The organism is Brevundimonas denitrificans (genome assembly GCF_030160755.1).
Taxonomy (GTDB): Bacteria; Pseudomonadota; Alphaproteobacteria; order Caulobacterales; family Caulobacteraceae; genus Brevundimonas; species Brevundimonas denitrificans.
Window position 1 is genome coordinate 16,357 of the sequence record NZ_BSOY01000001.1, and the last position, 18,995, is coordinate 35,351.

At 68.5% G+C, this 18,995-nt stretch carries 24 protein-coding genes, 2 tRNA genes and 1 other RNA gene; 16 read left to right on the forward strand and 11 right to left on the reverse strand.

Annotated features, from left to right (window positions below; translation table 11 throughout):
- Window positions 1–65: 65 nt before the first annotated feature.
- Window positions 66–968, reverse strand: coding sequence for a flagellar motor protein MotB (locus tag QQJ79_RS00105; protein ID WP_284219838.1), 903 nt, complete (start codon window positions 966–968; stop codon window positions 66–68).
- Between the two features lie 114 nt (window positions 969–1,082).
- On the opposite strand from QQJ79_RS00105, the gene QQJ79_RS00110 reads away from it, so the two are divergent.
- Both QQJ79_RS00110 and QQJ79_RS00115 read left to right on the forward strand, forming a co-directional pair.
- Window positions 1,083–1,580, forward strand: coding sequence for a flavin reductase family protein (locus tag QQJ79_RS00110; RefSeq protein WP_284219840.1), 498 nt, complete (start codon window positions 1,083–1,085; stop codon window positions 1,578–1,580).
- A complete protein-coding gene (locus QQJ79_RS00115) occupies window positions 1,577–2,446 on the forward strand; it encodes an NAD(P)-dependent oxidoreductase (RefSeq protein WP_284219842.1) in 870 nt (289 codons plus the stop codon). Before QQJ79_RS00110 ends, QQJ79_RS00115 begins: the two co-directional genes overlap by 4 nt.
- A gap of 72 nt (window positions 2,447–2,518) precedes the next feature.
- Here QQJ79_RS00115 and QQJ79_RS00120 read toward each other — a convergent pair whose 3' ends face one another.
- Window positions 2,519–3,376: a trypsin-like serine peptidase gene (locus tag QQJ79_RS00120; protein WP_284219843.1), complete on the reverse strand. Its 858-nt coding sequence runs from the start codon at window positions 3,374–3,376 to the stop codon at window positions 2,519–2,521.
- An 86-nt stretch (window positions 3,377–3,462) separates the two neighbouring features.
- Here QQJ79_RS00120 and QQJ79_RS00125 point away from each other — a divergent pair, with 86 nt between their 5' ends.
- On the forward strand, window positions 3,463–5,643 hold the full coding sequence (locus QQJ79_RS00125; protein WP_284219844.1) for a prolyl oligopeptidase family serine peptidase: 2,181 nt from the start codon (window positions 3,463–3,465) through the stop codon (window positions 5,641–5,643).
- A 19-nt stretch (window positions 5,644–5,662) separates the two neighbouring features.
- Here QQJ79_RS00125 and QQJ79_RS00130 read toward each other — a convergent pair whose 3' ends face one another.
- Complete coding sequence (locus tag QQJ79_RS00130; protein WP_284219846.1) at window positions 5,663–6,130, reverse strand: DUF1036 domain-containing protein; 468 nt, start codon at window positions 6,128–6,130, stop codon at window positions 5,663–5,665.
- Window positions 6,131–6,225: 95 nt separating this feature from the next.
- Between QQJ79_RS00130 and QQJ79_RS00135 the strand changes: the two genes are divergently transcribed.
- Window positions 6,226–6,783, forward strand: a complete 558-nt coding sequence (locus tag QQJ79_RS00135; RefSeq protein WP_284219848.1) for a GNAT family N-acetyltransferase — start codon at window positions 6,226–6,228, stop codon at window positions 6,781–6,783.
- A gap of 26 nt (window positions 6,784–6,809) precedes the next feature.
- On the opposite strand, the gene QQJ79_RS00140 is transcribed toward QQJ79_RS00135, so the two are convergent.
- Together QQJ79_RS00140 and QQJ79_RS00145 are read right to left on the reverse strand one after the other, a co-directional pair.
- Window positions 6,810–7,238, reverse strand: a complete 429-nt coding sequence (locus QQJ79_RS00140) for a response regulator (RefSeq protein ID WP_284219849.1) — start codon at window positions 7,236–7,238, stop codon at window positions 6,810–6,812.
- A 219-nt stretch (window positions 7,239–7,457) separates the two neighbouring features.
- Window positions 7,458–7,531: transfer RNA gene (locus QQJ79_RS00145), tRNA-Gln, on the reverse strand.
- A 156-nt stretch (window positions 7,532–7,687) separates the two neighbouring features.
- Here QQJ79_RS00145 and QQJ79_RS00150 point away from each other — a divergent pair.
- Window positions 7,688–7,764 (forward strand) — tRNA-Pro (locus QQJ79_RS00150).
- A gap of 51 nt (window positions 7,765–7,815) precedes the next feature.
- Here the strand turns inward: QQJ79_RS00150 and ilvC are convergent.
- Window positions 7,816–8,832, reverse strand: coding sequence for a ketol-acid reductoisomerase (ilvC, locus tag QQJ79_RS00155; protein ID WP_284219851.1), 1,017 nt, complete (start codon window positions 8,830–8,832; stop codon window positions 7,816–7,818).
- Here ilvC and QQJ79_RS00160 point away from each other — a divergent pair.
- From QQJ79_RS00160 to QQJ79_RS00180, 5 genes are all read left to right on the forward strand, one after another.
- Complete coding sequence (locus QQJ79_RS00160) at window positions 8,831–9,382, forward strand: DUF924 family protein (RefSeq protein ID WP_284219852.1); 552 nt, start codon at window positions 8,831–8,833, stop codon at window positions 9,380–9,382. The genes ilvC and QQJ79_RS00160 overlap by 2 nt on opposite strands.
- Before the next feature lie 70 nt (window positions 9,383–9,452).
- A complete protein-coding gene (locus tag QQJ79_RS00165) occupies window positions 9,453–10,310 on the forward strand; it encodes a thymidylate synthase (protein ID WP_284219853.1) in 858 nt (285 codons plus the stop codon).
- Window positions 10,310–10,615 (forward strand): nucleoside triphosphate pyrophosphohydrolase family protein, encoded by a 306-nt coding sequence (locus QQJ79_RS00170; protein WP_284219854.1) that lies wholly within the window; start codon window positions 10,310–10,312, stop codon window positions 10,613–10,615. The genes QQJ79_RS00165 and QQJ79_RS00170 overlap by 1 nt, the downstream gene beginning before the upstream one ends.
- The gene (locus QQJ79_RS00175) at window positions 10,612–11,127 is read left to right on the forward strand and encodes a dihydrofolate reductase (RefSeq protein WP_284219855.1); all 516 of its coding nucleotides are present in this window, start codon (window positions 10,612–10,614) and stop codon (window positions 11,125–11,127) included. The genes QQJ79_RS00170 and QQJ79_RS00175 overlap by 4 nt, the downstream gene beginning before the upstream one ends.
- A gap of 2 nt (window positions 11,128–11,129) precedes the next feature.
- On the forward strand, window positions 11,130–11,450 hold the full coding sequence (locus QQJ79_RS00180; protein ID WP_284219856.1) for a YbjQ family protein: 321 nt from the start codon (window positions 11,130–11,132) through the stop codon (window positions 11,448–11,450).
- A gap of 77 nt (window positions 11,451–11,527) precedes the next feature.
- Here QQJ79_RS00180 and QQJ79_RS00185 read toward each other — a convergent pair whose 3' ends face one another.
- Together QQJ79_RS00185 and QQJ79_RS00190 are read right to left on the reverse strand one after the other, a co-directional pair.
- Entirely contained in the window at window positions 11,528–12,625 is a 1,098-nt protein-coding gene (locus QQJ79_RS00185) for an NADH:flavin oxidoreductase (protein ID WP_284219857.1), read from the reverse strand.
- A gap of 59 nt (window positions 12,626–12,684) precedes the next feature.
- Window positions 12,685–13,758 (reverse strand): Mrp/NBP35 family ATP-binding protein, encoded by a 1,074-nt coding sequence (locus QQJ79_RS00190; protein WP_284219859.1) that lies wholly within the window; start codon window positions 13,756–13,758, stop codon window positions 12,685–12,687.
- A gap of 70 nt (window positions 13,759–13,828) precedes the next feature.
- Here QQJ79_RS00190 and miaA point away from each other — a divergent pair, with 70 nt between their 5' ends.
- Together miaA and QQJ79_RS00200 are read left to right on the forward strand one after the other, a co-directional pair.
- Window positions 13,829–14,698 (forward strand): tRNA (adenosine(37)-N6)-dimethylallyltransferase MiaA, encoded by an 870-nt coding sequence (miaA, locus tag QQJ79_RS00195; RefSeq protein ID WP_284219863.1) that lies wholly within the window; start codon window positions 13,829–13,831, stop codon window positions 14,696–14,698.
- 4 nt (window positions 14,699–14,702) lie between these two features.
- Entirely contained in the window at window positions 14,703–15,236 is a 534-nt protein-coding gene (locus tag QQJ79_RS00200) for a hypothetical protein (RefSeq protein WP_284219864.1), read from the forward strand.
- 9 nt (window positions 15,237–15,245) lie between these two features.
- Here the strand turns inward: QQJ79_RS00200 and QQJ79_RS00205 are convergent, their stop codons facing one another.
- Complete coding sequence (locus QQJ79_RS00205; RefSeq protein WP_284219866.1) at window positions 15,246–15,680, reverse strand: COG3650 family protein; 435 nt, start codon at window positions 15,678–15,680, stop codon at window positions 15,246–15,248.
- A 94-nt stretch (window positions 15,681–15,774) separates the two neighbouring features.
- Here QQJ79_RS00205 and ssrA point away from each other — a divergent pair.
- The 4 genes from ssrA (at window position 15,775) to QQJ79_RS00225 (ending at window position 17,994) form a co-directional block, all read left to right on the forward strand.
- Window positions 15,775–16,140, forward strand: a transfer-messenger RNA (tmRNA) gene (gene ssrA / locus QQJ79_RS00210).
- 71 nt (window positions 16,141–16,211) lie between these two features.
- Window positions 16,212–16,703: an SspB family protein gene (locus tag QQJ79_RS00215; RefSeq protein WP_284219868.1), complete on the forward strand. Its 492-nt coding sequence runs from the start codon at window positions 16,212–16,214 to the stop codon at window positions 16,701–16,703.
- A gap of 60 nt (window positions 16,704–16,763) precedes the next feature.
- Window positions 16,764–17,525 (forward strand): C13 family peptidase, encoded by a 762-nt coding sequence (locus QQJ79_RS00220; RefSeq protein ID WP_284219869.1) that lies wholly within the window; start codon window positions 16,764–16,766, stop codon window positions 17,523–17,525.
- Window positions 17,526–17,583: 58 nt separating this feature from the next.
- Window positions 17,584–17,994 (forward strand): GFA family protein, encoded by a 411-nt coding sequence (locus tag QQJ79_RS00225; protein WP_284219871.1) that lies wholly within the window; start codon window positions 17,584–17,586, stop codon window positions 17,992–17,994.
- Here QQJ79_RS00225 and QQJ79_RS00230 read toward each other — a convergent pair.
- Both QQJ79_RS00230 and QQJ79_RS00235 read right to left on the reverse strand, forming a co-directional pair.
- Entirely contained in the window at window positions 17,970–18,341 is a 372-nt protein-coding gene (locus QQJ79_RS00230; RefSeq protein ID WP_284219873.1) for a RusA family crossover junction endodeoxyribonuclease, read from the reverse strand. The two genes, QQJ79_RS00225 and QQJ79_RS00230, sit on opposite strands and share 25 nt — an antisense overlap.
- A complete protein-coding gene (locus QQJ79_RS00235) occupies window positions 18,338–18,856 on the reverse strand; it encodes a peptidylprolyl isomerase (RefSeq protein WP_284219876.1) in 519 nt (172 codons plus the stop codon). The genes QQJ79_RS00230 and QQJ79_RS00235 overlap by 4 nt, the downstream gene beginning before the upstream one ends.
- Between the last annotated feature and the right edge of the window lie 139 nt (window positions 18,857–18,995).

Genomic DNA, 18,995 nt, shown 5'->3' on the forward strand with positions numbered 1-18,995 from the left:
ATTTGCACCCGCGCCGAGGGGCGGGGCAAGGCCATTCGCCCCACACAAGCATGCGGGGCGAACGGTCACAGGCTGGTGTCCGTCGGCAGGACCGGCGCCTCGCGCAACAGGACGATGGCGATGCGGCGGTTGCCGGCCAGGGTGGGATCATCGGGATACAGCGGGTCGGAGCCGGCCTTGCCTGACACCTGGTAGACCCGGTCCGCATCGACGCCGGCGCTCTGGAGGATCAGGCGCGAGGCGTTCGCGCGGGCTGAGGACAGGGCCCAGTCGGTCGGCAGGGTCGCGCGGTTCGATCCCGGCGCGGCCGAGGTGTGGCCGGTGATCGAGATGCGATTGGGCAGCTGGTTGATGACCCGGGATATGGTCCGCAGCAGCAGCTGGGCGCGGGCGTTCGGGCGGGCGGAGGTCGCGTCGAACATCGACCGGCCCTCCTGATCAACGAGCTGGATACGCAGGCCTTCCGGCGTCTGGTCGATGATCAGCTGTTTCGACAGTTCGGCCAGTTCGGGCATCGACTGCATCGCCTGACGCAGCGATTCGGCGGCCGAGGCGAATTCGGCGGCCTCACGGCGGGCGATCTCCTCGCGCAGGGCTTCCTCGCTGGCGGCGGCGAGGTTGGCGTTCTGACCGACTTCCTGGGGCGCATTCGCCGGAGCCTCGGGAGCCAGTTCGCTGATGACGGATTGCGAGCCCGAGCTCTTGGCGCCGTCATCCCCGAGGGAGGTGCCGCCCAGGATGCCGCCGGAGCCCGAGGTCGTCGGGGAAACGCTGGCGGGGGCGAAATATTCGGCGATGCCGCGCTTCTGTTCCGGATCGGTCGTGTTGATCAGCCACATCAGCAGGAAGAAGGCCATCATGGCCGTCACGAAGTCGGCATAGGCGACCTTCCAGGCGCCGCCATGGTGACCATGGCCGGAGACCTTCTTGATCTTCTTGATGAGGATCGGGCGATCGCTCAGGGACATGGAGACGCGGACCTTTGGCGGAGAACTCGCGGGCAGGGTGGGGGCGTCAAGGTTAAGACCGCGTTTCCCATGTCGCGCCTTGCCCGGACGCAGTCGGTCGCATAGTCGTCAGACGTGAACAGTCCCGATCCCGCCGCCTTTGACCTTGCCGCCTATCGCCGGGCGCTGGGCGGATTCGCGACCGGGGTCTGCGTCGTGACGGCCCATACGCCCGACGGGCCGTACGGCATCACGATCAACTCCTTCACCTCCGTGTCCCTGAAGCCGCCGCTGGTGCTGTGGTGTCTGGACCGGTCATCCGACCGGCACGACGGCTTTGCGGCCGCCGACCGGTTCGCGGTGCATATGCTGCCGGTCGAGGACCGCGAAATGTCGGACCGCTTCGCCTGGGGGATCTGCCGCCTGTCGTCGGACGAATTCGACAGCACCAGCGCGGAGCCGCCGATCCTGAAGAACGCCCTGACACGACTGGACTGCGTGGCCACGGACAGAATCGTCATGGGCGACCATCTGACCATCGTCGGGGCGGTGAAGGGTTTCGAAACCCGCCCCGGGGCCGGGCTGACCTATTTCCGTGGACGCTACGGCGTCGCCGAGGAGCCGGACACATGAAGATCGGTTTCGCGGGCCTGGGCGTCATGGGCGGGCCGATGGCCCGGCATGTGATTCAGGCGGGACATGAGGTCGTCGGCTACAACCGGTCGCTGGAAAAGGCCAAAGCCTGGGCCCTGGCGACGGGCGGCGGATTCTGTGCCGACGCCGCCGCGGCGGCCGATGATGCAGAGGTGTTCATCCTGTGCGTCGGCAACGACGACGATGTCCGCCAGGTTGTGTCAGTGGCTCTTCCGTTTCTCCCGGCAGGGGCGGTCATCGTTGACCACACGACGACGTCCGCCAGGGTCGCCCGCGAAATGGCTGCGTTGGCGACTGAACGTGGCTGCTTCTTTATCGACGCGCCGGTCTCCGGGGGGCAGGCAGGGGCCGAGAACGGACAGCTCAGCGTCATGGCGGGGGGCGACGCGGCGGCGCTGGCACGGGTCGAGCCGACCCTGATGGCCTATTCGAAGGCGGTCAAACACATGGGGCCGTCGGGGTCCGGCCAGTTGACCAAGATGGTCAACCAGATCGCCATCGCCGGGGTCGTCCAGGGCCTGGCCGAGGCCGTGCATTTCGCCGAGGTCGCGGGCCTCGACACGGACGCGGCCTATGACGCCATCTCCAAGGGCGCGGCCCAGTCGTGGCAGATGGACAATCGCTGGAAGACCATGGCCGAGGGCCGGTTCGACTTCGGTTTCGCCGTCGACTGGATGCGCAAGGACCTGGGGCTGGTGCTGGACGAGGCGCGGACCAATGGCGCGCACCTGTCGCTGACCGCGCTGGTGGATCAGTTCTATTCCGAAGTGCAGTCCATGGGCGGCGCACGCTGGGACACATCAAGCCTTGCGGCGCGGCTGCAGGACCGGGCGCCGAAGCGCTGAAGCCTCAGCGACTGATCTGATTTCGCATAATATATCTTATGCGCATTACAGACATTCGCAGACAGAACCGGCCTACGGCCCCTGTCCCACCGTCGGCGCGGCGTCCAGCAAGGCGATCGCCTCGCGGACATAGACGGCGTGAGCCACCACCCCGATGCCGAGCGGCTCGTCCGACGGGCGCACCTCTGACGTCAGCACTCCGGCGATGAACGGGTGATCGGGCTGGACCGTCCCCGGCAATTTGCGCGCCGCGGGAGTCCAGAAGACCGGTCCGCCGGAGTTTCCCGGAAAGACCGGAAAATCAAGCAGGAAGACCGGAAAGTTCTGGGCCGGCGTCAACGGCCAGGAGGCGATCCGTCCGGTGCGCAGGATCGGAAACCCCGCCGTGTTCGAGGAATAGCCGCGCGGAAAGCCCAGGGTCAGCAGTTCGTCGCCCGGCCCGACCTGCCAGCTGTCGAGATCCTCCCCGCTGGCGAGCCAGCCCAGCGGGATGGCGGCGCGGGCGAAGGCCGGCGGAGCGGAAACCTCCATCACAGCGATGTCGCGGTCCGGATGTTTGGTCCAGACCGGGTCGCCGGAGGCGTTGCGGATGCGCAAGGGATCGGGCGCGAACCGCCAGCCCCCGCCCGGCATTTCGCTGCGCCAGCCCACCCGGGCGTCGCGGCCGCCCATGCCGTCGAGCACATGATGGGCGGTCACCAGCACGGTTCGGGGCGCGCCGTCGGGGCGCGGCGCCTCGATCAGGAAGGCCGTGCCGACGCGGCGGGTGCCGTCGCCATTGTTCTGGTCGATCTGCACGGTGGCGCTGATCAGGCCGAGGGTCAGGTCCCAGGCGGGAGCCGCGAGCTCCGCGATCGGCGGCTCCTGGATCTGGACCGGGACCTGCACCTGGTCCCAGGCGGGTTGGGGCGGCGTCTGAAAATCCAACATCGTCCCTGCCCCGGTCACTGGAGTTTGTCATTTGACGGCGGGTGGCCCGCGCGCACAAGGTCCAGCGTCATTTCAGGGGCTTCGACATGAATCGCCGCGACCTTCTCGCCACATCCGCCGCCGTGCTCGCGGCGACCGCCCTTCCCGCCCAAGCCCGCCCATCCGGAGCCTCGATGTCCCAAGGAACGCCCGTCCCGCCCGTCGCGAAGAAGATTCCGGTCCGTATCGAGCAGCTGGGGCGCGTCCGCACCGACGACTATCAGTGGATGAAGGACGACAACTGGCAGGCCGTGCTGCGGGACCCGACGCTGATCAAGGCCGACGTCAAGGAACACCTCGAGGCCGAGAACGCCTATCGCGAGGCGATGATGGCTTCGACCCTGCCCCTGCAGGCCGCGATGTTCGAGGAGATGAAGGGGCGGATCAAGGAGGCGGACAGCTCGGTCCCCTCGCCTGACGGTCCCTGGGAATATTACGTCGAATACCGGACCGGGGATCAGCACCCCCGGTACATGCGCAAGCCGCGCGGCGGCGCCGGCGAGCCCCAGCTCCTTCTCGACGCCAACGCCCTGGCCGAGGGCAAGGCCTATTCCGAGGTGTCTTCCACGGACCACAGCCCGGACCACGCCCTGTTCGCCTTTTCGGAGGACGCACAAGGCTCCGAGGTGCACCAGATCTTCGTCAGGGACCTGGCGACCGGCGAGGTTCTGCCCGATCCGATCGGCTCGGCCATCGGCGACTTCACCTTCTCCCCGGACAGCGAGTGGATCTTCTGGACCAACCGCGACGACAACGGCCGGCCGGACAAGATCTTCCGCCGCCCCGCGCGCGGCGGCGAGACCACCCTGGTCTATCAGGAGGACGACGATGGCATGTTCATCAGCGTCGGCCGCACCGCCGACGACGCCTTCATCCTGATCACCGCCGGCAACCAGGAGACCTCGGAGGCCCGGGTCATTCCGGCCGCCACGCCCACCGCGACCCCGGTCGTGCTGGAGCCTCGCGTGGTCGGGCGACTGTACGACGCCGACCACTGGGGCGACCGCTGGGTGATCCGCACCAACGCCGACGACTCGATCGACTTCAAGATCGTCGAGGCGCCGACCGCGACGCCGGGCAAGGCGCACTGGGCCGATCTCGTTCCCCACACTCCCGGTCGCTACATCGAGGGCGTGGCACTGGTGAAGGACTATATCGGCCGCCAGGAGCGGGCCGACGCCAATACGAAGATCGTCATCCGCGACCGCGCCGGCGCCGAGCACGAGATCGCGGTCGACGAGCCCGCCTATTCCCTGTCGCTGGGCGGGGCGTCGGAGTTCGACACGACGACCATGCGTTACGGCTACAACTCGCCGTCCACGCCGACCTCGACCTATGACTACGATCTGGCCACCCGCGAACGGACCCTGCGCAAGGTGCAGGAGGTGCCGTCGGGGCACGTCATCTCCGACTATGTGGTCGAGCGGCTGAACGCCCCTGCCCCCGATGGCGAACTGGTGCCGGTGACGGTGCTGCGGCGCCGGGACACGCCGGTAGACGGCTCGGCGCCGGTGCTGCTGTACGGCTACGGCTCCTACGGCAGTCCGATCCCCGCCAGCTTCTCGACCAACCGGCTGTCCCTGGTGGATCGGGGCTGGATCTACGCCATCGCCCACGTCCGGGGCGGCTCGGACAAGGGCTGGAACTGGTTCCTGACGGCGCGGCGGATGACCAAGAAGAACACCTTCACCGATTTCGTCGCCTCGGCCGAACATCTGATCGCCCGGGGCTACGCCAGTTCCGGTCGTATCGTCGCCGAGGGCCGGTCGGCCGGCGGGATGCTGATGGGCGCGATCAACAACATGCGGCCCGATCTGTGGGCCGGGGTGATCGGGGGCGTTCCGTTCGTCGACGTCATCAACACCATGAGCGACACCAGCCTGCCGCTGACGCCGCCGGAATGGCCCGAGTGGGGCAATCCGATCGAGGACCCCGAGGCCTACGACTATATGATGAGCTACAGCCCCTACGACCAGGTCGGACCGATGGCCTATCCGGCGGTGCTGGCCACCGGCGGCCTGTCCGATCCGCGGGTGACCTACTGGGAGCCGGAGAAGTGGGTGGCGAAGCTGCGGCCGGCCACGACCTCGGGCAAGCCGATCCTGCTGAAGATCAATATGGAGGCCGGCCACGCCGGGTCATCGGGGCGGTTCGACTATCTGAAGGAGGTCGCCCACGACTACGCCTTTGCGGTCTGGGCCATCGACAAGGGCTGGGAGCGGGTCTGACCCGCCCCCGGCTCCGCCCCTACGGCTGAAGCGTCCAGGTGTAGGGACCGACGTCCTCGGCGTGCATGACCACGAAATTGCGGGTCTCGTAGCCGGCCGGGCAGGTGTCGCCGCCGTCGGACCAGAAGGTGTAGGGGCCCGGATACTGGACGCACAGGGCGTGGTTGCCTTCCCACCGCCGACCCGAGCCGTCCAGGGTGTCGCCGTACATGTAGAAATTGGCGTTGTCGGTGGAGACCAGTTCGGTGCAGGAGCCGTTGTTCACCACATACCAGCCGCGATTAATAAAGCGGCCCGTGCCGACCTCGACATAGGAGATCGCCACCGTCCCGTTGCGTCCGCTTTCATTGCAGACCCGGATATCGACGGTGGCCGGCCGCACGGGCGCCGGCGGGGCCATGCCCGGCTTGGATTGCGCAGCGGCCGCGCCCGGCGAGCCGGCGGCCAGCGAAGCGGCTATCGCCGCGGCGACAAGATGTGTTCTCATGATCCCCTCTCTCCGGATGACAGCCCAGAATATCAAGGTTCTGCGATGACGCTACTGACGGTTGCTGACGGTCTCTCCAGCCCCTGCCTGACCCGATGAGACTCGAACTGAGAGACGCGACCGAGGGCGACCTGCCGGCGATCACCGCCCTGTACGCCCGCGAGGTCGCGGGCGGCACCGCGACCTTCGAGACCATGCCGCCCAGCCTTGAGGAGATGACGCAGCGGTTCATGGCCGTGCGGCGTCACGCCCTGCCCTGGCTGGCGGCGGACATCGACGGCGTCTTCGCCGGCTATGCCTATCTCTCGCCGTTCCGGCCCCGCCCGGCCTATCGCTATGGCGTGGAGGTTTCGATCTACATCGAGGCGCAGGCGCGGCGGCGCGGCGTGGGCAGGGCCCTTCTGGAAGCCCTGATCGCGCGGACCCGCGACAGGGGCCTGCGGCACCTGATCGGCGCCATCAGCGACAGCGACACCAGCGCCGCCTCCATCGCCCTGCACCGCGCGCTGGGGTTCCGGGAGGCGGGTGCCTATCGCCAGGTCGGCTGGAAATTCGGACGGTGGCTGGACGTCACCCTGATGCAGCTGGATCTGGACCCGGAGGGCGCCCCGCCGGCGTCTCCCGGACTTGATCTCGGGGGCGGCCTGGCCTGAGCCAGGAAGCCTGGACCGCGTTTGCTCTAGCGCGGCGCGATTCCGGTCGGCGGGGCCGTCAGCCACGGCGCCGGGCTGAAGCGGCGGGGCGGCTCGCCCATGGCGCCGTGCCGGATGAACTGGCGGGCGAAGGCCACGACCCCCCGGATGGTCGACTCGTCGAACGGCTTGGACACCGCCCCCAGCGCACCCGCGAAGCCGTCGGGGATCAGTTCCGGATTGGCGGTCAGGAAGACCACGGCCGAGCCGTAATCCTTGACCAGGCGCCGGGCGATGTCGGGACCGGTCATGCCGTCCAGCAGGTTGATATCCACCAGGGAGAGGTCAGGCCGGAAGCGGTCGGCGATCGCAAGGGCGCCGGCCTGGTCCATGGCGCAGCCCACGACATCGCAGCCGAACTCGGACAGGACCAGCTCCAGCTCCATGGCGAGCAGAGCCTGGTCTTCGACAATCATGACCCGAAGGTCAGGTACTTCAGACACGGCAATCCCCCGGGCGCTAACCAGACGCATTAACACTGTTTGTGTCGGTTAGCGGACACCCAACGCGCAGATAGTTGTTCGGTTCACGCCCGGCGAACCAATTCGACGCCGTTCATGCGGAAAGGCGCCCTGCCGTCGGGCGGGGGCGCGCTGGAAGTCTGTCGGAAGGGCTGACGCCGTCAGCGGGGCGGATGGCTGGGGAACTAGGACTCGAACCTAGAATGACGGTACCAAAAACCGGAGTGTTACCATTACACCATTCCCCAGCAGGTCCGGCGCATCCGGGGCCGAAGCGCCGGAAGGCGGTCGAGATACGCGAAGGCCGCGAGCGATGCAAGAACCGGTTTCGAGACTATTTTCACCGACCGCGAAACGGCGCTTGCGGGCGTGAAAGCCCGTGGCTATAAGCCCCCTCCTCAAGTCGGAGTGTGGCTCAGCCTGGTAGAGCACTGCGTTCGGGACGCAGGGGTCGGAGGTTCGAATCCTCTCACTCCGACCATCTTTCCCCGGAAAGAAGAGACAGCCCTTCGGGGCCCCGAGGTTCCCCGCCTCAATCCCCCGCCCTCGCCGCCACCGTGTTCAGATGCGCGCCCACGGCCTCGATCGTGCGGCCCGCCAGCGCCTTGCGCCGGGCCAGCAGATCGGGCGAGCCCGCGTCATAGTCGGCCATCAGCCGGCGCACGAAGTCGCCGGAGCGAACCTCCTCCAGCACGGTGTCCATGGCCGCCCGCGACGGCTCGCCGATGATGCGCGGGCCGGTGAGATAGGCGCCGTACTCCGCGGTGTTGGAGATGCGGGTGAAGGCCCCGGCGACGCCGCGTTCGAACATCAGGTCGGTGACCAGCTTGACCTCATAGAAGCATTCGAACCAGGCCACCTCGGGCGGATAGCCGGCCTCGACCAGTTTCATGAAGGCGGCGTCGACCAGTTCGGCGACCCCGCCGCACAACACGACCTGTTCGCCGAACAGGTCGCTCTCGCATTCGGCGGCGAAGGTGGTCTCGAGGATGCCCTTGCGGCCACAGCCCAGGGCCGCCGCATAGGACAGGCCGAGCGCATGGGCCCCGCCCGAGGCGTCCTGATGCACGCCGAACAGGGCGAAAACCCCCTGCCCTTCGACATAGAGGTCGCGGATGCGCGGGCCGATGCCCTTGGGCGAGGCGAGAATGACGTCGAGATCGGGACGCGGCTCGACCAGGCCGAAGCGGACCGACAGGCCGTGGGCGAAGACCAGAGCGGCGCCGGGCTTCATGGCCGGGGCCAGTTCATCGCGCCACAGGTCGCGATGAGCCTCGTCCGAGACCATGACGGCGACGACCTCGGCGGAGGCGGCGGCCTCGCCGGCGGTGAGGACGGGAAAGCCGTCGGCCTCCGCCTTTGCGCGCGTGGCTGAGCCCGCTTTCAGGCCGACGACGACGTCGGTCACGCCGGAGTCGCGCAGGTTCAGGGCGTGAGTGCGGCCCTGGCTGCCGTACCCGATGACGGCCACGCGCTTGCCGCGCACGATGGAGAGATCGCAGTCGCGGTCATGGAAGACGGGGAGCGGCGTGCTTAGGTGTTCAGACATGAGCACACCCATAACGCCTTCCGACGTCGTCGCCTTCTGGAAAGACGCCGGTCCCTCGAAGTGGTTCGCCAAGGACGACGCCTTCGACGCCGAATTCCGGCGGCGGTTCGAAGCGGCGCATTTCATGGCCGCCCGGCGCGAACTGGATCACTGGGCGGAGACGCCGGAGGGGTCGCTGGCCCTGCTGATCCTGCTGGACCAGTTTCCGCGCAACGCCTTCCGGGGCACGGGCCATGCCTTCGCGACGGATCCACTGGCGCGGCATTTTGCCGAACGTGCTCTCGCGGCCGGGCACGACCTGCGGATCGAGGGAGATATCCGCCGGTTCTTCTACCTGCCCTTCCAGCATTCGGAAGATCGCGCCGACCAGGACCGCCAGCGCGAACTGTTCCAGACCCGGATGGACCGCAAGCCGGACGACCGCTGGGCCGAGCATCATCATGACGTGATCGCCCGGTTTGGCCGCTTCCCCCACCGCAACCGGGCGCTGGGGCGCGAGACGACGCCGGAGGAGCAGACGTTTCTGGATGAGGACGGATTCAGGGGATAGCCCGTCCGGCCTGTGGACTGAGCGCTCGCTGACCAGTGATTCGGCATCCGAATCGGGGCCAACTCCACCCATGAACGCCGTCGCCGCCCTGTCCGATCTCCATGCCCGCACGGGCGCCGTCGCGGCCGATCATCCGGAGTGGCAGTACCTCAATCTGCTGCGCGACATCCTCGACAACGGCAGCCGGCGCGACGACCGGACGGGCACGGGAACGCTGGGCGTGTTCGGGCGGCAGATGCGGTTTGATCTGGCCAAGGGCTTTCCGGTCCTGACGACCAAGAAGCTGCACCTGCGGTCGATCATCGTCGAACTGCTGTGGTTCCTGCGCGGCGAGACCAATATCGGCTGGCTGAAGGACAACGGCGTCAGCATCTGGAACGAATGGGCCGACGCCGAGGGCGAGCTGGGCCCAGTCTATGGCAAGCAGTGGCGGTCATGGGCGGCGCCCGACGGACGGATGATCGACCAGATCACCAAACTGGTCGAGGGGCTGAAGGTCAATCCGAACAGCCGCCGGCACATCGTCTCGGCCTGGAACCCGGCCGACGTCGACGACATGGCCCTGCCGCCCTGCCACTGCCTGTTCCAGTTCTTCGTCGCCGACGGCAGGCTGAGCTGCCAGCTGTACCAGCGGTCGGCGGATGTGTTCCTGGGCGTGCCGTTCAACATCGCGTCCTATGCGCTTCTGACCATGATGGTGGCCCAGGTCTGCGGCCTGAAGCCGGGCGAGTTCGTGCACACGTTCGGCGACGCCCACCTGTATCTGAACCACATCGAACAGGCCGAGACCCAGCTGGCCCGCGCGCCCCTGCCCGCCCCGACCATTACGATCACGCCGCGGGACGACCTGTTCGCCTATACGCTCGAGGACTTCGTGCTCGAGGGGTACGAGCCGTGGCCGCATATCAAGGCGCCGGTCGCGGTCTGATGACCCTCGACCTGAAGGCCCTGCAGGCCGACGTCCTGCGCATCTCCGACATCTACGCGACCGAGCACGGCATCGACCGCTCCGGCGACTGGGCCCTGCTCAAGGTTCAGGAAGAGCTGGGCGAGCTGACGGCCGAGCATCTGCGCATGAGCGGCAGGGCGCGGGGCGAGGCGGACGCCGGCAAGCTGGGCGACGAGGCGGCGGACGTGCTGGGGATGCTGCTGATCTATTGCGACCGGGCGGGGATCGACCTTGAACAGGCCATGCAGCGGAAATGGCTGCACTGGCTGGAGCCGCGCCCATGACCCTCCCCGCCCTCGTTCTCGTCGTCGCCCGCGCCCGCAACGGGGTGATCGGACGGGACGGCGACCTGCCGTGGCGGCTGCGCAGCGATCTGCAGCGGTTCAAGGCCATCACCCTCGGCAAACCGTGCATCATGGGGCGCAGGACCTGGGAGAGCCTGCCGCTGAAGCCCCTGCCCGGCCGGCTGAACCTGATCCTGTCGCGCGATGAATCGTTCTCGGCGCGGGGGGCCGTGGTCTGCACGACGCTGGACGAGGCGATCGAGATCGCGCGCGAGACGGCCGAGGAGGACGGGGTCGGGGAGATCTGCGTCATCGGCGGCGTGGCCCTGTTCGAAAAGGCGCTGCCGCGGGCGAAGCGGCTGTATCTGACCGAGGTCGAGGCCGAGCCGGAGGGCGACGTGCTGTTCCCCGCGTTCGACGAGGGTGCGTGGAAAGAGGTATCCTCCGAGGCCCATCCGGCGGGCGAGAAGGACGACCACGGGTTCGTCTTCCGCGTACTTGAGAGGAAATGACCATGCTGATCGTGACCACCAACGATGCGCCCGGCTATCGGGTGGTGAAGACCCTGGGCCTCGCGCGGGGCATCACGGTGCGGTCCCGCAACCTGGTGTCCGACGCCATCGGCGGGCTGCAGTCGATGCTGGGCGGCCGGGTCGGGGCCTATGTGAAACTGGCGGAGGCGTCCCGGGCCGAGGCGCTGGAGCACCTGATCGAACAGGCCTCCGGCATGGGCGCCAACGCCGTGATCGGCATGCGCTATGAGGCCAATGAGATCATGGAGGGCGTCACCGAGGTGCTGGCCTATGGGACCGCCGTGGTGGTGGAGGAAGCGTAGGTTCCAGGGGCCAGGGGTCAGGGATGCACTCCATCCTGGAGCATGCCCCCTCGTACCTGACCCCCAGAAGCTGGAACCTAGCTCAGCGTCATCATCGCGCTGCGTTCGAAATCCTTCAGTTCGTCCATCCGGCCGTCGCGGATCTTCTCGACCCAGTGGGGATCGGCCAGCAGGGCGCGTCCGACGGCGACGAGGTCGAACTCGTCCTTTTCGAGCCGCGCGATCAGGCCGTCCAGCGAGGCCGGCTTCGAGCCCGCGCCGCCGAAGGCCGCGATGAATTCGCCGTCGAGCCCGACCGAGCCGACGGTGATGGTCGGCAGGCCGGTGACCTTCTTCGTCCAGCCGGCGAAATTGAGGTCCGAGCCCTCGAACTCCGGCTCCCAGAAGCGGCGCTGCGAGCAGTGGAAGACGTCGACGCCGGCCTCGGCCAGCGGGGCCAGCCACTGTTCCAGCTCGGCGGGGTCGTGGGCGTTCTTCGCCGCGAAATCGTGCGACTTCCACTGCGACAGGCGCAGGATCAGGGCCATGTCCGGGCCGACGCCTTCGCGCACCGCCTTGACCACCTCGGCGCCGAAGCGGGCGCGGTCGGCGATGGTCCCGCCGCCCCATTTGTCGGCGCGGTCGTTGAGGCCGGACCAGAAGAACTGGTCGATCAGATAGCCGTGGGCGCCGTGGATCTCGACGGCGTCGAAGCCGAGCTCGCGGGTGGCCCGGGCAGAGCGGCCGAAGGCGGCGATGGTGTCGGCGATGTCCTCGTCGCTCATGGGCTCGAGCCCGCGCTTGCCGGGGCTGGTCATGCCCGAGGGGCTGTCGACCTTGCCGAGCGGAGCCCAGTCCGCCCCCTGCCCGCGCGCCGAGCCGACGTGCCAGAGCTGGGGCGCGATCAGGCCGCCGGCGGCGTGAACCTCTTCCACCACCTTCTTCCATTCCGGCAGGGCCTCGCCGTGGAAGACCGGCACCCTGGCGTCGTTGCGGGCGGCGGGGCGTTCGACGACCGTGCCCTCGGTGACGATCAGTCCGACCCCGCCCTCGGCCCGGCGGCGATAGTAGCCGGCCACGTCGCTGGTCGGGATTCCGCCCGGCGAGAAGGACCGCGTCATCGGCGCCATGACGATGCGGTTGGGCATCTTCAGGGACTTGACCTGGAAGGGACGGAACAGGGCGTCGACGGACATGGGCGGTTCTCAGGTGACTGGAACCGACAAGGTGGCGATTAGGGTTGCGTTTGAAAACCCTAAAGGTCGAGTTTTTTCGCCAGGGCCTCGGCGAATTCCGCGAAGCGGGCGGCGATGTCGCCGTCGGGATCGCTGACCACGACCGGCACGCCGGCGTCGCCGCCTTCGCGCAGGGCGGCGTCGAGCGGCAGGTCGCCGAGGTAGGGGATGTCCAGACGCCCGGCCTCGGCCTCCGCCCCGCCGCGGCCGAAGACCGGACCGGTCATGTTCTCGATCAGGCCGAGGGTCGGGGTCTGGACCTTCTGGAACAGGGTGTGGGCGCGGCGGGCGTCGGCGAGGGCGACCTCCTGGGGCGTGGAGACGATGACGGCGCCGTCCAGCGGGGTCTTCTGAACGAGGGTCAGCTGGACGTCGCCTGTGCCGGGCGGCAGGTCGACGACGAGGATGTCGAGCGGCGCGTCCTCCGTCCCCCAGCGGGTCTGGGTCAGCATCTGGGTCAGGGCCTGGGAGGCCATCGGGCCGCGCCAGATCATGGCGTCGGTGGCCCTGGTCAGGAGGCCGACCGACATGGTCTTCAGACCGTGGGCGACGTGGGGGGTGATCTGGTTGTCGATGTAGTCCGGCGCGCCCGAGACGCCCAGCATGGTCGGGATCGAGGGGCCGTAGACGTCGGCGTCGAGCACGCCGACCGACAACCCCCGGGCGGCGAAGGCGGCGGCGAGATTGACCGCGACAGTGGACTTGCCGACCCCGCCCTTGCCGCTGGCCACGGCGAGGACGCGGCGGACGTGGGCGGGCCGGGCGGTGGCGACCGGGGCCTTGGGCCGGCCCTGGTCGACGGCCTGCGGCGAGAGGGAGGCGCGGCGCGGGGCTGATACCTTCAAGGTCTCCGCGGTCAGAACCACGGCGACACGGGCCATGCCCGGCAGGGCCTTGAGCGCGGCCTCGGCGGCGTCGCGGACCGGGGCGTAGAGGGCGGCGTCGGATGCGGCGACCTCGAGCGCGAAGCCGGCGCGGTCGTCGGCGACGACCAGCCCCTGGATCAGACCGGCGGCGACCAGCCCCTGCCCTGTCCTGGGATCGAGGACGGCGTCGAGGGCGGCGAGAACGGTTTCGCGGTCGGGCACGGGCATGATCCTGACGGGTTGCCGGGTCGAGTTGCGCGTTCTATCGCCGAAAGCCCCCTGCCCGCGAGCGCCGAATTTGTCCGACCCCCTCATCACCCTGCTCGCCGGCCCGACCGCCTCGGGCAAGTCGCGGCGCGCGCTGGAGATGGCGGCGCGGACCGGGGCCGTGATCATCAACGCCGACAGCCAGCAACTGTACGCCGACCTGCGCGTGCTGAGCGCCCGTCCGTCGGTCGAGGAAGAGGCGATGGCCGAACACCGGCTGTACGGCGTGGCCGATGCGGCGGACGCCTGGTCCGTCGGACGCTGGAGCCGGGCGGTCATGCCGGTGCTGGCCGAATTGGCGGCTGAAGGCCGCCCTGCGGTGCTGACGGGTGGGACCGGACTGTATTTCACGGCCCTGACCACGGGGCTGGCGGACGTCCCCGAGGTGCCGGTCGAGGTGCGCGACGCCGCCGGGGCGGCCTTCGACTCCAATGGCGAGGCGGCGTTTCGGCGCGCCCTGGCCGGGGTCGATCCGGCGGCGGCGGCGCGGATCGAGGCCGGAGACCGTCAGCGGCTCACCCGGGCCTGGGCCGTGGCGCAGCACACCGGCCGGGCGCTCAGCGACTGGACCGCCGACACGACGCCCTTGCTGGCCCCGGGCTCCTGGGCCGGTCTCGTGATCGAGCCGGACCGCGAGACGCTGTACGCCCGCTGCGACCTGCGGGTGGCGCAAATGGTCGAGGCCGGGGCGCTGGACGAGGTGCGGGCGCTGGTCGCGCGCGGACTGGACCCCGCCCTGCCGGCGATGAAGGCGGTCGGGGTGCGCGAGTTCGCGGCGCATCTGTCGGGAGAGACGACCTTGGCGGCCGCGGTGGAGGCGACGCGGCAGGCCACGCGCAACTACGCCAAGCGGCAGCTGACCTGGTTCAGGAACCAGACGCCCGGCTGGGCGCGGGTCTGACGCCATGCTCGTGATCCAGAACCTGTGGACCCACTGGACCAAGGCGTCGCGCGACGCCGCGGCGGCGCGGCCGAGGCTGCTGGAGGCCCTGCCCTTGCCGACGCCGGTCGGGCCGCCGCCGCCCGGACAGGCCTGGATCCACGACGTGCGCCGACGGGAAGACGAAGGGTTCGAACTGCGCGCCTGGTCCGGCTGGGCGTCGCAGGACGACTGGTCGCGGATGCGGTTCACCAACACCCTGGCCTGGGCCCTCCGGTCGGGCGGAGTCGTCGAAGTGACCCTGCGCCCCCCGTCGCCGGGGATGCGGCAGACGCGATGGCCGGACGGACTGCCCTCGCCGCTCTACGTCCTGGAGCCGGGCGACACCGCGCGGATCGTATGGAACGGCCGGTTCCGCAACAGCATGGGCGGCAGCAATCGGGGCTCCTTCTATGAGGAGCACCAGATCTTCCTCGCCGCGGCCGCGGATCCCGGGCCGGACCTGTTCACCGCCGGGCCGCCCGATCATACGATCGATCTGACGACCCGGATCTACTGATCGCCGGGCTCAGGCCCCGGCGCAGCCGGTCAGGGTTTCGCCGGGGCGAATGACCGTCGCATTCAGCGGATAGACGGTGTCGCTCATGCCGTCGGAACAGGGACCCACGGTCAGCACCACGACAAGCGGATGGTTCAGGCTGGTCGTGACCGTAAAGGTCGCCACAGACGGCGTGACCTGCGGGCCGGGATTGGCGGCGGTCTCCTGCGGCCGGTCGACTCCACTGTAGTCGAGCGTCGCCGAGGTCACCGCGATGGCCCAGAAGGGTTCATTGCCCCGGACGGTGAAGGGCTGGCTGAGGTCGAGGCCGCCGAAGACCGTGGTCGTGGCGGGCGGGGGCGGGGCGGGATCCGGCGCGGGCGCCGGGGCCGGCGTGAGCTGGTCGCAGGCCGCGAGCAACAGCAGCGGCGCGGCCGCCACGGCGGCGAAGGTCAAAAGGCGCATGAGGTTTCTCCCCTGTAGCTGATCACAGAACACAGTTCCCGGAGTCCGGGTCAAGGGTGCTGCCCCTGATGCGCGAGTGCGCCACCGCGGCGAAGCCCTTGGAACGTGAGGCCAAAGCCCCTATATTCCGTCTGTCCGGGTTCGCCCGGACTATGGCGATAAACGCGCTTGTAATAAGCGGACCGGACCCGGGTGCGATTCCCGGCGGCTCCACCATTTCTTCCCCGCGTTATCGGCGGAGCGAGCATGGGGCCGACTAGCATCGACGGACGTGTAAAGAAGACTGCTTTCGCCCGTCCTGGCCCACCGTATCGGGCCATTTTCTAACTGCGAACGATAACTTCGCTGGAGAAGTCGCTCTCGCCGCATAAGCGGTTCGGGTGATTTCGAACACTTAAGTCCTCAGGGATCAGTTCCTGGGGCGGGGCCGCCGGGAGCCTGCCAACAGAATCCCGGCACTTTCACCATGTCGCCACCTTTCGCCGGCCTCGCCGTGCCGCTATCAGTTCGCGCGAACAGCCGAGGCGACCCATGGCCGAAGAGACGCCCCCCGTCGACGAGATGCACTATGAGCAGCTGGCGCAGGATGCGCTGCGCGGCGTCATCCGCTCGGCGCTGGAGCGGGCCGCCCTGCCGGACGGCATTCCGGGCGCGCACCATTTCTATGTGACGTTCAAGACGCGGGCTCCCGGCGTCAGCGTGCCGCCCGACATCCTGGCCAAATATCCGGACGAGATGACCGTCGTCCTGCAGCATCAGTATTGGGACCTGAAGGTCGAGCCGACGAAATTCTCGGTCATGCTGAAATTCGGCGGCATTCCCAAGGTGCTGGCCATGCCCTATACCGCCGTGACCCGCTTCTATGATCCGTCGGTGCAGTTCCTGCTGCAATTCGAGGCGCCGGCCACGGTCGAGGAGATCGCCGCCGAGGTCGCCGCCGCCGAGCCCGAACGGACCCCGCCGCAGAACGGCGATGACGACGGCCCCAAGGTCGTGTCGCTGGACCAGTTCCGGAAGAAGTAGCCTCTTTTCCTCGCCGCCTCATTCGGTAATCTCGGCCTCGACTTGAGACCGGGAGAGCGCATGGGGCGGGGTCTGATCATTGTTCTGGCGATCGTGTTCGGGTTCGATGCATCCGCCCATGCCCAGACGGCCGCTCCGCCGAGCCGGTTCGTCAACTGGACCTCGGCGATCGTCGCGGCGGACTGGCGGGATGGAGCCAACCGGCCGATCCAGGCCTTCGACAACGCCCGCCGCGATCTGGTGAAGGGCTTCCTCGCCGCCGGCTTTCCTCGCGCCAACATGGTTGACTACAGCCTGAGGCCGGATGCGCCGCAACCGGTCGCGGCCTCGGCCGTGGTGGAAGGAATCAATGCGGCGGCGACGCGGGGGACGTCGGGATGTCTGCTGTATTTCACCTCGCACGGCGTTCCGACCGCCATGGTGTTCGGCGAGGCGCCGCGGATGACGCCTGACATGATGGCCAATATCGTCCGCTCGGCCTGCGGGACCCGCCCGACCGTGGTGATCGTCTCGGCCTGCTATTCCGGCATCTTCGTCAACGCCCTGGCGGCGCCCAACCGGATGGTCCTGACCGCCGCCAGCCGCGAGCGGACCTCGTTCGGCTGCGGGGCGGACGAGACCTATCCATGGTTCGACGGCTGCGTCATCGAGACCCTGCCGACCGCGACCGACTTCCTGGCCCTCGCGGCGGGGACGCGGGCCTGTGTGACACGCAAGGAGACCGAGCGCGGGGTGAGCCCGGCGTCGGAGCCGCAACTGTTTGTGGGCGCAGAGATGCAGCTAAGGCTGCCGACACTGCGCTTCAGCCGCCCTTCGGGCTGATCAGGGCTGGCGTTTCATGAGGGGAACATATAAGGAACATTCAGCCCTGACAGGAGGAATGCCGATGTTGTCCGGTGGATGCCATTGCGGCGCGGTCCGCTATGAGATGCCGCGCGAGGTCGCCCACCACGCCCTGTGCCACTGCACCGATTGCCGCAAGGCCAGCGGCGCGCCGGCGGTGGCCTGGGCCCTGGCGCCGACGGACCGGATCGCCATCACCGGCGAGACCAGCGTCTATGAGTCCTCCGAGCACGGTCGGCGGTATTTCTGCGGACGCTGCGGGACCGGCCTGTTCTACACCAGCGAGACTGTCTTTCCGGGCATGACCGATGTTCAGAGCGCCACGCTCGACGATCCGGACGCCCTTCCGTTGCAGGCCCAGATCCAGACCGCCGAACGGATCGGCTGGATGGAGACGGCGCACCGTCTGCCGACGTTCGAGCGCTATCCGGGCGCGCCCGGAGACTGACGCGGAAAGACCCGGATCGTGATCCGCTCGCGCTCGCCCTCGCGGCGTTCGACCAGCAGGCGGGCGACCTGGGCGTCGTCGTGGAACAGATAGCCCTTGATGGCGTCCAGCAGGGCCTTGGCGAGGTTGTCGAGGTCCAGCCACGGCGGATCGCCGACATGCTCCATCAGGATCTCGACCGTGTAGTCGCCCCAGGAGGGGCGCGAGGTCCACTCCTTGCGCATGAACTCATAGACCAGCGGCTTGTAGTATTTGGCCTGGGTGGTCAGGCCGTCGATGGTGATCTCGACCGCCTCGCCGGTCTCGCGGGCGCGGACCTTTCCGGCGCCGATCCAGCCTGGGGTCATAGGTCGGGCCGCGCGTGGGCGCAGGCGGCCGGAACCGGGTCCAGCATGACGACCGACAGCATGGTCACCGGCGGCTGAATCCGCTCCGCGACGGCCGGAAAACCCTGGAAATGGTGCAGCAGCCCGAGTCCGTCCACAACGCGGCCGAAGACGCCGAAGCCCTGACCGTCGGGATTGCGCCCGCCGCCGAAGTCGAGGCTCGGGCTGTCGTGGGTGACGATGAAGAAGCTGCTGGTCGCCGTGTCCGGTCCATCGCGGGCCATGGAGACGGCGCCCGCCACATGGGCGAGGCCAGTGTCGCGCGTCCGTTCGAGCGGAATGGGGCCCAGACCCGGATCGTCGTCGCCATTGGGGGTCGCGGCCTGGACGACGTTGATGGGACCGAGCACCGAACGGAAGAAGCGGCCGCCGGTGTACTGACCGGCCGAGACGTAGCGCATGAAATTGCACGCGGTGACCGGCGCCCGGACATGATCCAGCTCGAGGGTGATGGGACCGTATTCGGTGCTGATCAAAGCCCGGGGCAGCGGCTCGGGCGGCGGCGCGGCCTGGGCCGTCAGTACAGCCGCAATCAGGGCGGAAACGATGATGTCGGCCTCCTGTCCTTGTCCCCTCGCCTGCCCGTGCTACACCGCCGCGCAGTCCTCCGCCACG

Excerpts from the sequence above, each read along its gene's own strand:
- QQJ79_RS00105 (WP_284219838.1), bottom strand. The coding sequence starts at position 968 with ATGTCCCTGAGCGATCGCCCGATCCTCATCAAGAAGATCAAGAAGGTC.
- QQJ79_RS00115 (WP_284219842.1), top strand. The coding sequence starts at position 1,577 with ATGAAGATCGGTTTCGCGGGCCTGGGCGTCATGGGCGGGCCGATGGCC.
- QQJ79_RS00120 (WP_284219843.1), bottom strand. The coding sequence starts at position 3,376 with ATGTTGGATTTTCAGACGCCGCCCCAACCCGCCTGGGACCAGGTGCAG.
- QQJ79_RS00125 (WP_284219844.1), top strand. The coding sequence starts at position 3,463 with ATGAATCGCCGCGACCTTCTCGCCACATCCGCCGCCGTGCTCGCGGCG.
- QQJ79_RS00130 (WP_284219846.1), bottom strand. The coding sequence starts at position 6,130 with ATGAGAACACATCTTGTCGCCGCGGCGATAGCCGCTTCGCTGGCCGCC.
- QQJ79_RS00135 (WP_284219848.1), top strand. The coding sequence starts at position 6,226 with ATGAGACTCGAACTGAGAGACGCGACCGAGGGCGACCTGCCGGCGATC.
- QQJ79_RS00140 (WP_284219849.1), bottom strand. The coding sequence starts at position 7,238 with ATGATTGTCGAAGACCAGGCTCTGCTCGCCATGGAGCTGGAGCTGGTC.
- QQJ79_RS00160 (WP_284219852.1), top strand. The coding sequence starts at position 8,831 with ATGAGCACACCCATAACGCCTTCCGACGTCGTCGCCTTCTGGAAAGAC.
- ilvC (WP_284219851.1), bottom strand. The coding sequence starts at position 8,832 with ATGTCTGAACACCTAAGCACGCCGCTCCCCGTCTTCCATGACCGCGAC.
- QQJ79_RS00165 (WP_284219853.1), top strand. The coding sequence starts at position 9,453 with ATGAACGCCGTCGCCGCCCTGTCCGATCTCCATGCCCGCACGGGCGCC.
- QQJ79_RS00170 (WP_284219854.1), top strand. The coding sequence starts at position 10,310 with ATGACCCTCGACCTGAAGGCCCTGCAGGCCGACGTCCTGCGCATCTCC.
- QQJ79_RS00175 (WP_284219855.1), top strand. The coding sequence starts at position 10,612 with ATGACCCTCCCCGCCCTCGTTCTCGTCGTCGCCCGCGCCCGCAACGGG.
- QQJ79_RS00180 (WP_284219856.1), top strand. The coding sequence starts at position 11,130 with ATGCTGATCGTGACCACCAACGATGCGCCCGGCTATCGGGTGGTGAAG.
- QQJ79_RS00185 (WP_284219857.1), bottom strand. The coding sequence starts at position 12,625 with ATGTCCGTCGACGCCCTGTTCCGTCCCTTCCAGGTCAAGTCCCTGAAG.
- QQJ79_RS00190 (WP_284219859.1), bottom strand. The coding sequence starts at position 13,758 with ATGCCCGTGCCCGACCGCGAAACCGTTCTCGCCGCCCTCGACGCCGTC.
- QQJ79_RS00200 (WP_284219864.1), top strand. The coding sequence starts at position 14,703 with ATGCTCGTGATCCAGAACCTGTGGACCCACTGGACCAAGGCGTCGCGC.
- QQJ79_RS00205 (WP_284219866.1), bottom strand. The coding sequence starts at position 15,680 with ATGCGCCTTTTGACCTTCGCCGCCGTGGCGGCCGCGCCGCTGCTGTTG.
- QQJ79_RS00215 (WP_284219868.1), top strand. The coding sequence starts at position 16,212 with ATGGCCGAAGAGACGCCCCCCGTCGACGAGATGCACTATGAGCAGCTG.
- QQJ79_RS00220 (WP_284219869.1), top strand. The coding sequence starts at position 16,764 with ATGGGGCGGGGTCTGATCATTGTTCTGGCGATCGTGTTCGGGTTCGAT.
- QQJ79_RS00225 (WP_284219871.1), top strand. The coding sequence starts at position 17,584 with ATGCCGATGTTGTCCGGTGGATGCCATTGCGGCGCGGTCCGCTATGAG.
- QQJ79_RS00230 (WP_284219873.1), bottom strand. The coding sequence starts at position 18,341 with ATGACCCCAGGCTGGATCGGCGCCGGAAAGGTCCGCGCCCGCGAGACC.